The organism is Alkalihalobacillus sp. MEB130 (genome assembly GCF_032335535.1).
Lineage (GTDB): Bacteria > Bacillota > Bacilli > Bacillales > Bacillaceae_D > Halalkalibacter.
In genome coordinates, this window is record NZ_JAOANA010000003.1 from 235163 (window position 1) to 249384 (window position 14222).

At 39.9% G+C, this 14222-nt stretch carries 18 protein-coding genes and 1 other annotated feature; of the genes, 17 read left to right on the forward strand and 1 reads right to left on the reverse strand.

Annotation, left to right across the window (positions count from 1 at the left end; genetic code table 11):
* Nucleotides 1-163: 163 nt before the first annotated feature.
* From N0O92_RS04705 to N0O92_RS04730, 6 genes are all read left to right on the forward strand, one after another.
* Nucleotides 164-1204 carry a rod shape-determining protein gene (locus N0O92_RS04705; protein ID WP_315613493.1) on the forward strand — a complete coding sequence of 347 codons (1041 nt, stop codon included), beginning with the start codon at nt 164-166 and terminating at the stop codon, nt 1202-1204.
* Nucleotides 1205-1217: 13 nt separating this feature from the next.
* A complete protein-coding gene (gene mreC / locus N0O92_RS04710) occupies nt 1218-2093 on the forward strand; it encodes a rod shape-determining protein MreC (protein WP_315613494.1) in 876 nt (291 codons plus the stop codon).
* On the forward strand, nt 2090-2614 hold the full coding sequence (gene mreD / locus N0O92_RS04715; protein WP_315613495.1) for a rod shape-determining protein MreD: 525 nt from the start codon (nt 2090-2092) through the stop codon (nt 2612-2614). The genes mreC and mreD overlap by 4 nt, the downstream gene beginning before the upstream one ends.
* A gap of 167 nt (nt 2615-2781) precedes the next feature.
* On the forward strand, nt 2782-3465 hold the full coding sequence (gene minC / locus N0O92_RS04720) for a septum site-determining protein MinC (protein ID WP_315613496.1): 684 nt from the start codon (nt 2782-2784) through the stop codon (nt 3463-3465).
* A gap of 68 nt (nt 3466-3533) precedes the next feature.
* Nucleotides 3534-4328: a septum site-determining protein MinD gene (gene minD, locus N0O92_RS04725; protein ID WP_315613497.1), complete on the forward strand. Its 795-nt coding sequence runs from the start codon at nt 3534-3536 to the stop codon at nt 4326-4328.
* Nucleotides 4329-4620: 292 nt separating this feature from the next.
* Nucleotides 4621-5145, forward strand: coding sequence for a MogA/MoaB family molybdenum cofactor biosynthesis protein (locus N0O92_RS04730; RefSeq protein WP_315613498.1), 525 nt, complete (start codon nt 4621-4623; stop codon nt 5143-5145).
* Nucleotides 5146-5245: 100 nt separating this feature from the next.
* Here N0O92_RS04730 and N0O92_RS04735 read toward each other — a convergent pair whose 3' ends face one another.
* Nucleotides 5246-6169, reverse strand: a complete 924-nt coding sequence (locus N0O92_RS04735) for an aldo/keto reductase (protein ID WP_315613499.1) — start codon at nt 6167-6169, stop codon at nt 5246-5248.
* A 269-nt stretch (nt 6170-6438) separates the two neighbouring features.
* Here N0O92_RS04735 and N0O92_RS04740 point away from each other — a divergent pair, with 269 nt between their 5' ends.
* The 11 genes from N0O92_RS04740 to N0O92_RS04790 all read left to right on the forward strand — a co-directional run bounded on the left by N0O92_RS04740 (nt 6439) and on the right by N0O92_RS04790 (nt 14094).
* On the forward strand, nt 6439-7236 hold the full coding sequence (locus N0O92_RS04740) for a peptidoglycan DD-metalloendopeptidase family protein (RefSeq protein ID WP_315613500.1): 798 nt from the start codon (nt 6439-6441) through the stop codon (nt 7234-7236).
* Between the two features lies 1 nt (nt 7237).
* The gene (locus tag N0O92_RS04745) at nt 7238-8104 is read left to right on the forward strand and encodes a M50 family metallopeptidase (protein WP_315613623.1); all 867 of its coding nucleotides are present in this window, start codon (nt 7238-7240) and stop codon (nt 8102-8104) included.
* A gap of 89 nt (nt 8105-8193) precedes the next feature.
* On the forward strand, nt 8194-9711 hold the full coding sequence (locus tag N0O92_RS04750) for an Rne/Rng family ribonuclease (RefSeq protein WP_315613501.1): 1518 nt from the start codon (nt 8194-8196) through the stop codon (nt 9709-9711).
* A gap of 49 nt (nt 9712-9760) precedes the next feature.
* Nucleotides 9761-9833: a sequence feature (ribosomal protein L21 leader region), on the forward strand.
* 12 nt (nt 9834-9845) lie between these two features.
* A complete protein-coding gene (gene rplU / locus N0O92_RS04755) occupies nt 9846-10154 on the forward strand; it encodes a 50S ribosomal protein L21 (protein ID WP_315613502.1) in 309 nt (102 codons plus the stop codon).
* 4 nt (nt 10155-10158) lie between these two features.
* Nucleotides 10159-10500, forward strand: coding sequence for a ribosomal-processing cysteine protease Prp (locus N0O92_RS04760; RefSeq protein WP_315613503.1), 342 nt, complete (start codon nt 10159-10161; stop codon nt 10498-10500).
* 5 nt (nt 10501-10505) lie between these two features.
* Nucleotides 10506-10784 carry a 50S ribosomal protein L27 gene (gene rpmA / locus N0O92_RS04765; protein ID WP_315613504.1) on the forward strand — a complete coding sequence of 93 codons (279 nt, stop codon included), beginning with the start codon at nt 10506-10508 and terminating at the stop codon, nt 10782-10784.
* A gap of 139 nt (nt 10785-10923) precedes the next feature.
* Complete coding sequence (locus tag N0O92_RS04770) at nt 10924-12066, forward strand: amidohydrolase (RefSeq protein ID WP_315613505.1); 1143 nt, start codon at nt 10924-10926, stop codon at nt 12064-12066.
* Between the two features lie 96 nt (nt 12067-12162).
* Complete coding sequence (locus N0O92_RS04775) at nt 12163-12333, forward strand: hypothetical protein (RefSeq protein WP_315613506.1); 171 nt, start codon at nt 12163-12165, stop codon at nt 12331-12333.
* Nucleotides 12330-13064, forward strand: a complete 735-nt coding sequence (locus N0O92_RS04780) for an MBL fold metallo-hydrolase (protein WP_315613507.1) — start codon at nt 12330-12332, stop codon at nt 13062-13064. Before N0O92_RS04775 ends, N0O92_RS04780 begins: the two co-directional genes overlap by 4 nt.
* 131 nt (nt 13065-13195) lie before the next feature.
* Nucleotides 13196-13627 carry a disulfide oxidoreductase gene (locus N0O92_RS04785; protein WP_315613508.1) on the forward strand — a complete coding sequence of 144 codons (432 nt, stop codon included), beginning with the start codon at nt 13196-13198 and terminating at the stop codon, nt 13625-13627.
* Entirely contained in the window at nt 13624-14094 is a 471-nt protein-coding gene (locus tag N0O92_RS04790; protein ID WP_315613509.1) for a thioredoxin family protein, read from the forward strand. The genes N0O92_RS04785 and N0O92_RS04790 overlap by 4 nt, the downstream gene beginning before the upstream one ends.
* Nucleotides 14095-14222 lie beyond the last annotated feature (128 nt).

Below are 14222 nucleotides of genomic sequence, written 5' to 3' on the forward strand. Positions count from 1 at the left end.
AAGGAGTTGGGTATTAAGTTCTCGTTTTGAAGGGGAAAAGGCAATGAATGGTTTGGCCAGGAAGCTTTTTAAAAAAACTTGGGGAACTTAGGCTATTTTTTTTTATGATTATTCGTTATAATGAAGGTTATGATTTCGGATTTGTATGAAGGGAGATACATAGATGTTTGGTGGGTTCTCAAAAGATATTGGAATTGATTTAGGGACAGCAAACACGCTCGTTTACGTAAAAGGAAAAGGGATTGTCGTTCGTGAGCCATCGGTTGTGGCATTACGTACAGATACTGGCTCCATTGAAGCGGTTGGGAACGATGCGAAAAATATGATTGGTCGAACGCCTGGGAATATTGTTGCAGTTAGACCAATGAAAGACGGGGTTATTGCAGATTTTGATACGACTGCAACGATGCTCAAATATTTTATTCAACAAGCACTAAAAAACCGCTCTATTTTTACGCGTAAACCTTCTGTCATGGTATGTGTACCATCAGGGATTACAGCGGTAGAAAAACGTGCAGTAGAAGATGCAACGAAACAAGCAGGTGCGAAAGAAGCCTATACACTTGAAGAGCCTTTTGCTGCTGCTATTGGTGCAGACCTCCCAGTTTGGGAACCGACGGGTAGCATGGTCGTTGATATTGGTGGAGGTACGACGGAAGTAGCTATCATATCTCTAGGTGGAATTGTAACCAGTCAATCGATTCGGGTAGCTGGGGATGAAATGGACGAAGCTATTATCCAATACATTAAGAAAAAGTATAATTTAATGATCGGTGAACGTACGTCTGAAGCACTAAAGCTAGAAATTGGTTCTGCAGGTGCTCCAGAAGGGGTCGATGACATGGATATCCGTGGGCGAGACTTATTAACTGGTTTACCGAAAACCATCACGGTGACAGCAGAAGAAATTGCTGGGGCATTAGCTGATACGGTAGCAACAATTATTGAATCTGTGAAAAATACGTTAGAGCAATCTCCTCCGGAGCTTGCTGCAGATATTATGGACCGAGGTATTGTTTTAACAGGTGGTGGAGCACTACTTCGCAACCTTGACCGTGTCCTAAGTGATGAAACGAACATGCCTGTACTTGTTGCAGAGAATCCGTTAGATTGTGTTGCAATTGGTACAGGAAGAGCGCTTGAGAATTTACACTTATTCCGTTCAAAAGCGGGGATCACGTCACGATCAGATAGAAAATTGTAAGTAGGTGTCCGGCATGCCATCCTTTTTTTCAAATAAAAAATTAATTATTCTTCTAGTCAGCATTATCATTTTGGTTGGTTTAATCGGTTACTCGCGTTCAGACAGAGAACAAGTCACCGGACCAGAACAAGTCGTACGAGATGCTGTTGGATGGGTGCAGACCATTTTTACGAAACCCGCATACGCTGTAGCGGGTTTCTTTGGAAATGTTCGGGACATCCGTCATATTTATGAAGAAAACCAATTGCTAAAAGCAAGGCTAGAAGAATATGCCCAAATTTCGGTTGAACGAAATTTGCTTAGAAATGAAAATGATACGTTAAAAGATATGCTAGAACTGGAAGAAAGTTTGAACGATTACTTGATGAGAACAGCTGTTGTCATTCATCGTAGTCCAGATCGCTGGGACGAGTACATTGGGTTGAACAAAGGGTCTGATGATGGAATTGAGCCGAATATGGGTGTGATCGATTCTAAAGGTGGACTAATTGGTAAAGTGAAACAAGTGAGTGAGTTCTCTTCTCGAATTCAACTTTTATCGGATAATGATCGTACGAACAGAGTGTCAGCCATGATCTCAATGGATCAACCTGAGTATGGGTTTATTGAAGGATATGATGCTGATTCAGGGTTACTCATTATGCGTAAGATCGATATTGAAGCGGAGATCGAAGAAAATCAAATGGTTATGACCTCTGGAAAAGGGGGCGTCTATCCTAGTGGGCTCTTAATTGGAGAAATCGTTCGGGTAGAACCAGATGAGTATGGATTGACACAGAATGCTTATATCGAACCAACGGCTGATTTTTATGCATTGGATTATGTCTACATTATTGAGCGAACGAGTACATCCCTTGCGCCTGAGTTACTTGAGGAGGAACCATCGTGAGTCGCTTCTATATCCCAGCATTCATCTTTTTGTTATTGGTAATAGAAGGTACTCTGTTTCAAATTATCACACCGTCTCATCACGATATTGATGTAACAATCGTTCCGCGATTTTTAGTTGTTATGGTTGTTTTTATTGGCATTCATTTTGGTCGTAATAGTTCGATTCTTTATGGAATTGCATTTGGTTTGATTTATGACATTGTGTATACCCAGCTTTTAGGTGTGTACATGTTCGGATTTGGTGTCATTGGCTATGCATTTGCGTATTCATATAAACAAATACAAGATTCTCTCTTGTTGCATTTAGTATTAGTAGCAGCGGCGCTTTCTTTATTTGAGTATTATCAATACGGACTGTACAGGTTGATTGGAATTACGGATATGGGAGCATTGATGTTCTTTCATGAACGCTTTTGGCCAAGTATGCTCTTAAATATGGTATTTGCCATAATCATTTATTATCCTGTAAAACGCTTGTTTTCTCATGTTGAAAGACAGGCTAGTCTACGTGAAAGGTAACGTACGACAAAAAATACGATTTTTCTTACATCTTCTTTCATAGGAAGAAGGGTTTTAGAATCTTGATGTTGAATAACGTAATATCACTGTTTTCACGTTTTACTCGGGTTAAGTGAACGTACTAGAGGGTAGCAACGAAGGTGAGTGAGGCTGAGGTGGACACAACTATGGTTCAAAAGAAGCAAAATGTTACGATAAAAGGTACAAAAGAAGGGCTAATCTTCTTACTAGATGATAGCTGTTCTTATGAGAGTTTATTAGAAGAATTAATCGAAAAATTATCATCAAAGCATTATCAACAAGCAGAGGGTCCTGATGTTCTTGTAAAAGTCGATATCGGTTATCGCTTTCTTCAAGAACATCAGCAGGCTGAGCTGGAAAGTGTGATTACGGAAGGGCGTAATTTAGCTGTTCAACACTTTGAATCTCGTGTTCTATCAAAGGAAGAATCAGAGAAATTGCGTCAAGAATCCCAAACGGTTACATTAATGCGTATTGTTCGTTCTGGCCAGGTACTCCGTGTGAACGGAGATGTATTATTAATTGGGGATGTTAACCCTGGTGGCACACTGATGGCCAAAGGAAACATTTATGTTATGGGAGCTCTACGAGGAATTGCACATGCTGGCTTTGAAGGCAATGAGAAAGCAGTTATATCTGCCTCTCTTCTGGCTCCTTCTCAACTACGAATTGCGGGTGAGATTAAGCAATTTGAAGCAGAGGAGAGAATGGAACAGATGATGGCTAGTGCGTTTTTAGATAAAGAAAAATCATTTCAAGTTGGACGAGTGCAACAACTTGTTCAAACTCATCCGAATCTTGCAAAAAATGAAGCACAGCTTCTTGTATAAGTTATCATTCTAACCAATTAGAGGTTATGTACGTTGGAATAACGTTTTTATAGAAAGGGGTCATCAACGTGGGAGAGGCAATCGTCATTACAAGTGGAAAGGGTGGCGTTGGAAAAACAACAACGTCAGCTAATATCGGCACTGCCCTTGCGCTTTCGGGGAAGAAAATTTGCTTAGTGGATACAGACATCGGACTCCGCAATCTTGATGTTGTCATGGGTCTTGAAAATAGAATTATATATGATCTCGTTGATGTAATAGAAGGTCGTTGTAAGTTAAAACAAGCGTTAATTAAGGACAAGCGTTTTGATTGCTTGTACTTATTACCTGCTGCACAAACGAAAGATAAAACATCTGTTGAACCTGAACAAATGAAAGTGATTGTCGATGAATTAAAGCAAGAGTATGATTATGTTCTAATTGATTGCCCTGCTGGTATAGAGCAAGGCTTTAAAAATGCGGTGGCAGGAGCTGATCGTGCCATTGTTGTTACTACACCTGAAGTGTCTGCGGTTCGTGATGCAGACCGAATCATCGGGCTGTTAGAACAAGAGGATGTTGAAGCTCCAAGGCTGATTGTCAATCGGATCCGTGGGCACATGATGAAAAATGGAGACATGTTAGATGTTGACGAAATTGCTTCCATTTTAGCGATTGACCTTCTAGGCATCGTAGTTGATGATGAGGAAGTCATTAAGCACTCAAACAAAGGTGAACCTATTGCACTTCATACAACGAGCAAAGCGTCGATTGCTTATCGCAATATTGCACGACGAATTCTTGGCGAAACCGTCCCTCTTATGGCACTTGATGAGCAAAAAGGGATGTTTGCCAAAATTAAAAAGTTATTTAGTGTACGATAATTTTGATGATGTAAGGGCAAGGTGTCTTGTATGAGGCACTTGCTCTTTTTTTGTCTAGTTATGCTCAAGTACACGGCTCTGGAAACTTATAAATGAAACATTCATATTTTGTCTTTAGACTTGATTATCTTTGTGTAACTTGCGTTAGAGGCGGTGAGTTTCGTAACGCTTCTGTTCATTCACTTTCTGAGCACCGTACCAATTATTTGGCAAAGATCGGCAAATAAGGAAGAGGGCTATGTTATGATTATTCTCGAGAATGTGGTTTTTAAAAAATAGGAGGCCAAAATACATGACGATGATGGAAGAACATTTGGAAGAAACTACAAAGAGCGTTCGTTGTATGGTGTTAACGGTTACAGATTCATGTTCATATGAAGATGATGAGAGTGGAGCACTAATCAGATCAATGTTAGAAAAAGAAGGTCACTGCGTAACGGAATACCAGATTGTGAATGCAGAGTATAGCTTAATTCAACATTGGATTAAAATTGCTGCTATTCGAGCAGATGTTGATGCAATTTTAATTACCGGTGGAACAGGAATTGCCCTTCATGATACGACGCATGAAGCTGTTAGAGATAGTTTAGACAAAGAGATGCCAGGTTTTGGAGAATTATTTCGCCATTTAAGCTTTCAAGAAGAAATCGGTACAGCTGCGATTTTAAGTCGTGCAATTGCAGGTGTACGTGACGGGAAGGCAATCTTCTCAATGCCTCGACCAACAGGAGCGATTAAACTAGCTATGAATCGAATCATTCTTCCTGAACTCGGATCTGTTATGAAAGAAATACTTATGGATAAAGTTCGCGTATAGCGAATGTATGTAAGAAAGACTATTTTGAGATCTCAAAATAGTCTTTCTTATAAGGGAATGGGGTCAGACCCCTCTTTAGTGCTGTAAATCGATGCTGTGTCTACTGACGGTGTTGTTCGTATACATCTTGCTTCGTCGCCTGCTTTAACCAAGCAATTTCGTCTGTTGTAATGGTCGTCGATTCGACAGATTGAATGTTTTCCTGTACCTGTTCAGCGCTGCTTGCTCCTGCTACAACGGAAGCAACCACGGGAGAGTGTAGACAATACTGCAAGGCAAACGCTTGGAGTGGGCGTCCCTGAAGTACCTCTTGTTCAACACGAGCACGGAAGGAAACGAGTTCTTCGTATGAGTAGTTCAAATAACCTTTTTCTTTTATCGTTGGAGACATTGTTTCTAGTTTGCGGTTCGTCAGTAGTCCTTTTGCCACAGGTCCTCTAGCGACTACACTTACTTCATTTTCTTCTAAGAAAGCAAACCATTCCTCAGGTCTACGGTCCAACAAACTATATTGCATCATAATACTAACAATAGAAGAACGCTTTACATATTCCCGAATGACATTTGGACGAATAGAGGAAATTCCGTAATAGCGAATGACTCCTTCCTTTTTTAATTGCTCAAACGCGTCAATGGTTTCATCAATGTTGTCTTCGATCGTTCCTCCGTGTAGTTGATACAAGTCGATATAGTCTGTTTGTAGTCTTCGTAAACTATCTTTGACGGCAGTCATAATATGTTTTTTTGAAGGGTCCCAGCTCCAGCCATCTTTTCCTTGTTCAAATCGATTGCCTGCTTTCGTGGCAAGAATGATATCATTACGTTTCCTTTTTACGATTTCGCCAATTAGTTCCTCATTAAGCCCTTGATAGTACAAATCAGCCGTATCTAAATAATTAATGCCGTTATCTAACGCTGTTTCCACAATTTTTTCAGCTTGGCTCATTTCTGTACCAATGTTCATGCAACCAAGACTTATTTCACTTACAAATAAATCAGAGCTTCCAAGTTTTCTTTTTTTCATTTTCAGGCTCCTCTCGTTTGTTTGTTCATATTGAAATAGTTTTAATAAGGCCTTATGTAGTGGTTACCTAGTGTCACTGGCTCCACTCGCCGTACGCATTTTGAGAAACCCGCTCAAAAAGCTAAAACCATAACGGCGGCTCCGCGCAGTGAATAGAGATAAATACAAAAGGAAAGGGCGTCCTTTTGTATTTATCTCTATTATGTCATATCGAACCCGGACAAGTCATATAGTTAACTAAACTAGTGAGAAAAAGGATGGGGGAGCATATGTCCAAGGATCTAAATAAGGTACGTAGAAAATTAGAAAATAGACGACGTCAAATCGATCATAATGTGAAACAGCGTGAGCGGACTGTGCCGATGCTCATGAATCGTCATGAGGACGCTAGAGAAGAACCAGATTTTTATATTCCACCTTCTCCACATGAAAAAGGGCCTAAAATTAGTACTCCTAAAGGAGATTTTTTTCTGTTTCGTTTAATGGCTGCGGTTTGTATTTTTCTAATGACAGCTATTTTGTTTCAGTCGACGGTGCCTCAAGCAGAAGGGGCAAAGCAGTTTGTTCAGCAAACCTATGAACAGGAAATTCAATTTGCGGCTATTGCAAACTGGTATGAAAATCAGTTTGGGCGCCCTTTAGCACTTTTGCCAGCTAATCAGGATATGGCTCAAGGCAATCCAAATGAGCAAGTCGAAATGGTGTATGCTGTCCCAGCTTCAGGAACGATCAGTCAAGACTTTGATAAAGATGGCAGAGGGATACTCATTGAGACCGGCATGAATGCAGAAATTGAGGCAGTAAAAGGAGGACAAGTAAGTAGGGTAGGGGCTGATGAAGAAGGAGGGAATCTTGGGAAAACCGTAACGGTAAAGCATTATGATGGAACAGAAGCGGTTTATGGAATGCTTAATCAAGTGGAAGTAAATATTTATGATCATATTGAAGCTGGATATAAAGTTGGAACAGTTTCCACCAATGAAGAAGCACAAAAAGGGATTTTCTACTTTGCGCTAAAGGACGGCGAAACATATATTAACCCTAGCGAAGTTATTTCGTTTGAGTAATATGAGAAAGCTAGTAGCAAAGATTAAAGTTAATCCATTATTTTGGTTCGTCCTCGGAATTGGTGTCTTTACTGGCTACTTTAGAGAAGTGTTAATGATTTTTTTCATTGTGTTTATTCATGAAATGGGTCATGCAATGGCAGCTCACTTTTTCAAATGGCGAATTAATAAAATTGAACTGTTGCCATTTGGCGGAGTGGCCGAAGTGGAAGATGTCGGGAACCGGCCTTTTCATGAAGAGCTGATTGTTATTATCGCAGGTCCGATTCAACATATTTGGATGATGCTTCTGTCGTACTATTTAGTTCAGTTTCCATTTTGGACTAGCACGGATCACCATCTTTTTCTGTGGCATAACACAATGATTCTCCTTTTTAATTTAATTCCTATTCTGCCTTTAGATGGGGGACGCCTTGTGCAACTTTGGTGTACGTACCAGTTCCCATATGTACAGGCGCTTACAGTATCACGTTGGACATCCTTTTTTGTTTTACTTGTTCTGATTTTCATTAGTCTTATTTGGTTTCCTTATCATTTGAATTTATGGGTTGTCATCTCATTCCTTCTCCTTACCAATTACTTGGAATGGAAACAGCGACATTATCGATTCATGCGTTTTCTGATGGCACGCCGTTCAGCAAAAATGGAAAAAACAAAAGAAATATTAGTCATAGCAGTTCGAGATACAATCCCGCTCAAAGAGGCAATGAAACGACTGAAGAGAGGGCAGTATCACTTGTATAAAGTGTTTCATACACAAACAGGGAGAGCGCATGAGATAGAAGAAAAAGATTTGCTAGATATTCATTTTACAACTAACAAGCCGAATGAACCTCTTTCTCAACTTGTTAACGATATAAAAACGTAGTTGAAAAGTCGTGTGCCCTACATAGGTTCACGACTTTTCGATTTGAAACTGGTACAATGGAGAAAAGTGAATTAAAGGGGCATTTCTCATTGAAGAAACTATATTTTAATATGGCAACAAGAGAACGGCGAGCGGCTGTTGTCGAGAATGACCGTGTCGTTGAACTAATGGTTGAGCGCACACTTGAGAATAGGATCGTTAACAATGTGTATAGAGGAAGGGTAGTCAACGTCTTACCAGGAATGCAGGCAGCTTTCGTAGATATCGGTCGTGACAAAAATGGGTTTTTGTATCGTGATGATTTGTTGTCTTTTCATTTATCACAAGAAGATGAAGAACAGAAAAAAAAGCGCAGCATTTCGGAGTTTGTTAAACAAGGAGAAGAGTTATTAGTCCAAGTAACGAAAGAAGGATTTGGATCAAAAGGACCTCGTTTAACAGGGGTCGTTTCGTTTCCAGGACAATTTCTTGTGTACATGCCAGAAGGCGATTATGTAGGGGTATCCCGCCGATTTTCGAGCGAAGCAGAGCGTGAACGCTGGCGTGATATAGGAGAAGATATTACGGAAGATAAAGAAGGAGTCATTATTCGTACGTCTTGTGAAAGGAAATCTGCAGAAGTCATTACGCAAGAGTTTCATTTTCTACGCAAATTGTGGAAAGAGCTTTGGAAGGAAGGAAAAGAAAAGAAAGCGCCAGCACTGATCCATCAAGATTCAGGCTTACTTGAACGAATGGTGCGCGACTTTTCATTTACAGACATCGATGAGCTTGTCGTTGATCGAATCGATGAGTACAAGCTTTTAAAAGAATTGCTTGAACCGTTCCCGAAACTTCAAAAATCGCTTTCGCTGTACCGTGAGAAGGAGAATATTTTTTCTGCGTATGGAATTGAAAAGGAGCTTGAGCGTGCCTTACGTAGACAGATTTGGCTAAAAAATGGTGCCTACTTAATGATCGATCAAACGGAAGCGTTAACGGTCATTGACGTGAATACGGGGAAATTTACAGGAAAGACAGACCTTCACGATACAGTCCGTAAAACAAATAGTGAAGCAGCAAAAGAAATTGCTAGGCAGCTCCGTCTTCGTGATATCTCAGGAATTATTGTTATTGACTTTATCGATATGAAGAGAGAGGAAGACAGACACCATGTCCAACATGTTTTTGAAAAAGCATTACGACATGATCGAACGAAGACAAATGTCCTTGGGATAACAGGACTTGGTTTATTAGAAATGACTCGAAAAAAGGTAAGACAAAATTTGCAGGCGAGTCTATCTAAGTCATGTCCAACCTGTGCGGGAAAAGGAGTGGTCCTCTCTGATGAAGCTCAAGCTTTTAAAATTGAGCGTCAACTTTGGGAACATCGCGGAATGGCGGAGGAAGCCATTGTTCTTGAACTTCCAGCGAACGTGTCAACTGTTCTATTTGGACAAAAAGGAGAACATCTAAAACGATTAGAAGATGCTCTTGGGTTTCGTATTTTAGCGTTTCCTAATAAGCGACTACAAGAAGAGAAGTTTGCGTGTCGTTACATTGGAAGTTTGGACGAAGCGGTTGCTCAGTTAGAAAGATTAAAAGCAAATAAAAACACATTGACATAATTCAAGAAAATATGCTACAATTTCGTTTGTTAGTTATTTGGTCGCACCCAAACAACTATAACCGCACAGAACAGGTTCTAAAAGGTTTTTGCCTACCTGGGATGGCGAGTCTGAGTATATGAGGAGGTGCAAGTATGTACGCAATTATTGAAACTGGTGGTAAGCAAGTAAAGGTTCAAGAAGGCCAAGAAGTTTACATCGAAAAATTAGACGCAGAAGCTGGTGAAACAGTTAGCTTCGATAACGTTTTATTCGTAGGTGGCGATGAGGTGAAAGTTGGTGCTCCTTACGTAGAGGGCGCAACAGTTACGGCTAAAGTTGAGAAGAACGGTCGTGCAAAGAAAATCATCGTTTGGAAAATGAAAGCTAAGAAAAACTACCGTCGTAAGCAAGGTCACCGTCAACCTTACACGAAAGTGGTAATCGAGAAGATTAACGCTTAAGTCTATGATAACGGTTGAGGTTACACGTAACGACAAACGTAACATTGTCTCTTTTACGATGAGTGGACATGCAGACTTTGGTCCGCATGGTCAGGATCTCGTTTGTGCTGGAGCTTCAGCAGTCTCTTTTGGAGCTGTCAATGCGATTGCTGCCGTGTGCGGTGTTGAGCTTGACATTGAAATGGAGGACGAAGGTGGATTTCTCCGCTGTCATGTTCCAAACGGTTTGGAAAAGGTGACATTTGAGAAAGTACAACTTCTTCTTGAAGGGATGATCGTATCCCTTCAGTCGATTGCTGAAGAATACAGCGATAATATTCAAGTTAACGAAACACTCGGGAGGTGAATTCCATGTTAAAAATGAACCTTCAATTTTTCGCATCGAAAAAAGGGGTAGGTAGTACAAAGAACGGACGTGACTCTCAGTCTAAGCGTTTAGGCGCTAAGCGTGCTGACGGTCAAGCTGTAACAGGTGGTTCAATCCTAGTACGCCAACGCGGAACACGCGTATATCCTGGTGTGAACGTTGGTAAAGGTGGAGACGATACACTATTTGCGAAAGTAGACGGCGTTGTGAAATACGAGCGCGTTGGTCGTGACCGCAAACAAGTGAGCGTATATCCTGCATAATAAAAGAGTTCTCTCATAGCTTTGGCTATGGGGGATCTTTTTTTTGTTTCCGTGCCTCTCTATTCATGAACAGCAAAACAGAGTATAGTAGAGATAGTGATTAATTCGATTTACGAAATAAAAGAGGTGAATAGATAATATGAAGGCATTTGTAAACGGAACCATTTTAATAGGAACAGGGGAAGAAATTAAATCAGGTACGGTTTTGATTAATCAAAGCAAAATCATTGGGATAGGAACAGACTTGACGATACCTGCTGAAGCTGAAATTATCGATGTAAGTGGAAAATACATAACACCAGGTTTGATAGATGTTCATACTCACTTAGGTGTATTCTCAGAGGGACTTGGTCAAGCAGGGCATGATTTTAATGAAACGACGGATGCGGCAACTCCGTATATTCGCGCCATTGACGGGATCAATCCTTTTGATAGGGGATTTGAAGATGCTCGAATGTCAGGAGTCACGACGGTACAAATTATGCCAGGAAGCGCAAATGTCATAGGAGGAGAAATGTCTATCGTTAAAACAGTCGGAACGGTTGTGGATGAAATGATCGTTCAATCTCCTTCAGGTATGAAAGCGGCATTCGGAGAAAATCCCAAAAAAGTACATGGAGGAAAAGGAAAATTGCCTGTTACTCGAATGGGAGTGGCGTCGTTATTTCGTCAACAGTTTATGAAAGCACAAGATTATAAAAAAACGATAGAAGCAGGCGAAGCAAGAAATCGAGATCTTGGTCTAGAGCAACTTGTGAAGGTGCTTAAAAAAGAAATTCCGTTACGTGCTCACGCCCATAGAGCAGATGATATTGCGACATTGCTTCGTCTCATAAAGGAATTTGAAATAGAAGCTACAATTGAGCATTGCACAGAAGGTCATCTGATCACATCCTATATAGCGAAGCACAACGTTCGTGTGTCGGTTGGACCTACTATGACATCTAGAACAAAACAAGAATTAAATAACAAAGGGTGGCACACTCTTGTAGAACTTGAAAAGCACGGAATTCCTTTTTCAATTACGACCGATCATCCGGTAGTCACAATTGATCATCTTATTACATCAGCGATCACTGCTGTAAAGTTTGGTTTATCAGAGGAAGCGGCATTACGAGCGATTACAATTCGAGCTGCTGAGCATTTAGGCATAGAAAATCAAGTAGGTAGTTTAGAAGACGGAAAAGATGCAGACATCGTCATTTGGAGTGATCATCCGTTTACGGCACAAGCGGTTGTGGAAAAGACGTTTATAAACGGGCAATGTGTGTATAATGAATAAGGGATAGAGCGTGATCAATGAGGGAGCAAAGGCTCCCTTTCTTGACCTTAATAGGTACAGCGATAGATATGATGAAAAATAAGAAAGGTGTTAGTCGTGGATAAAAACAAAGAACAACAAAAACTAAAGCGATTACAAGAGTGTGCATCAGATGCGAAAACAGAAGATGAACAAAAGAAGCTAATGACAGAGCTAGCGATATTAATGGAACGTGAACGAATTGAAGAAGCATCACAACATTCTAACTGGGGAAGTGAGGATAAGTGAAGCTAACAGTCGTTGGGTATTGGCATGGATACCCTGAAAGTGGAGAGGCTACGTCCGGATATTTACTAGAAGAAGAGGACTATAAAATATTACTTGATTGTGGAAGTGGTGTGTTATCATCTCTGCAAGCATATTGTTCAATTACAGACCTAGACGCTGTTGTTTTATCTCATTATCATCACGATCATCAAGCTGATATTGGTGCATATCAATATGCAAGGCTCATTAATAAAGGGATGGGCACAAATATGAAAGAGGCGACCATTTATGGGCATCAAGATGATGAACAAGCGTTTTCTAAGCTTGAATATAAAGGTGTTATTAAGGCGAAAGCCTATGATGATCACAAATCGTTACAAATCGGTCCTTTTCTTTTTACGTTTTTTAAAACCAAACACCCAGTACCATGTTATGCGATGAAAATAGAAAGCAAAGGAAAAACATTTGTTTATACAGCTGATTCTAGTTACTTTCCGGAACTTGCAGAATTTGCAGCAGAAGCTGATCTATTAGTGGCGGAGTGTAGTGGATATAAAGGTGATCAAAGTGCTCAATATGGACATATGACAAGTGAGGATGTGGGCAAGCTAGCAAACATTTCAAAATCGAAGAAACTTGTTTTAAGTCATCTTCCGCATTACGGGAACCACAGTCAGTTAGTAAATGAAGTACAGGAACAATACTCAGGAGACGTCACTCTTGCCTTTACGGGACTCTTACTAAATATGTAGCGGACATCACTCCAACAGGTGTGGTGTTTTTGTTTGGAATTCTTTGCTTTGTCAATGTTTGATAGTAGCATTAATAGTAGAATGTCTGTATAATAAATCTGAAATTGAGTATGAAGAAAAAGAGGATAGCCATGAATAAAAAAATAGAGAATGTTACGATCTTCGCATGGGTGACGTCACTTGTTGCTACGCTCGGTTCCTTGTATTTTTCTCAAATTCGAATGTACGAGCCTTGTACGCTATGTTGGTATCAGCGAATTGTTATGTATCCACTTGTTATTATTTTTATTATTGGAATTCTAAAAAAAGATGCAAGTGTGGCCCTTTATTCTGCAGTCTTATCGTTTATCGGCATTAGTCTATCAAGCTATCATTATGCTATACAAAAATTAGCATTTTTTAGTCAGAATGCACCTGCATGTGGACGCGTTCCGTGTACAGGTCAGTATATTAACTGGTTTGGATTTGTAACAATCCCATTTCTTGCTTTCACTGCTTTTACGATTATTTTTATTTGTAGTTTACTTATTCTTAAATTATCAAAGGAGGAGACAACAAAATGAAAAAAGTCATCTTATTCGGTAGCATCGTTGTCTTAATATTTGTTGCTTTAATTGTTGTATCTAATATAAATTCTTCTCAAAAAGCTGCTGGCAATCCCTTTGAAAAAGACCGCTTAGATCCTGCTACGATCGAGTTGCTTGATGATCCTAACTATCAAAATGTCATTTTGCCATCTGAATTAGCAGAGAAAATGGCGAATGAAGAAACAGCAACGGTTTATTTCTATAGTCCTAAGTGTGCGTTTTGTAAAGAAGCGACACCAACACTTGTACAATTGACCGATGAAAAAGGGATTGATCTTGTTCAATATAACGTTCTTGAATTTGAAGAAGGCTGGGATGCTTATAACATAGATTCTACTCCTACTGTCATCCATTTTGAAAACGGCGTAGAAGTGCAACGGATTGTAGGCTTAGCTCCAGAACAAGAGTACAATCAGTTCTTTGACGAATATGTCGTAAATTAAATAGAGACTCTAAAGAGGATAAGTAAAGGTAAGTCACCTTTACTTATCCTTTACTTTTTCTTTACATAAAATCAATTGCGTATATAAGTATATAATTATATAATAGGTCAAGTGGAAGAAAGGAATGA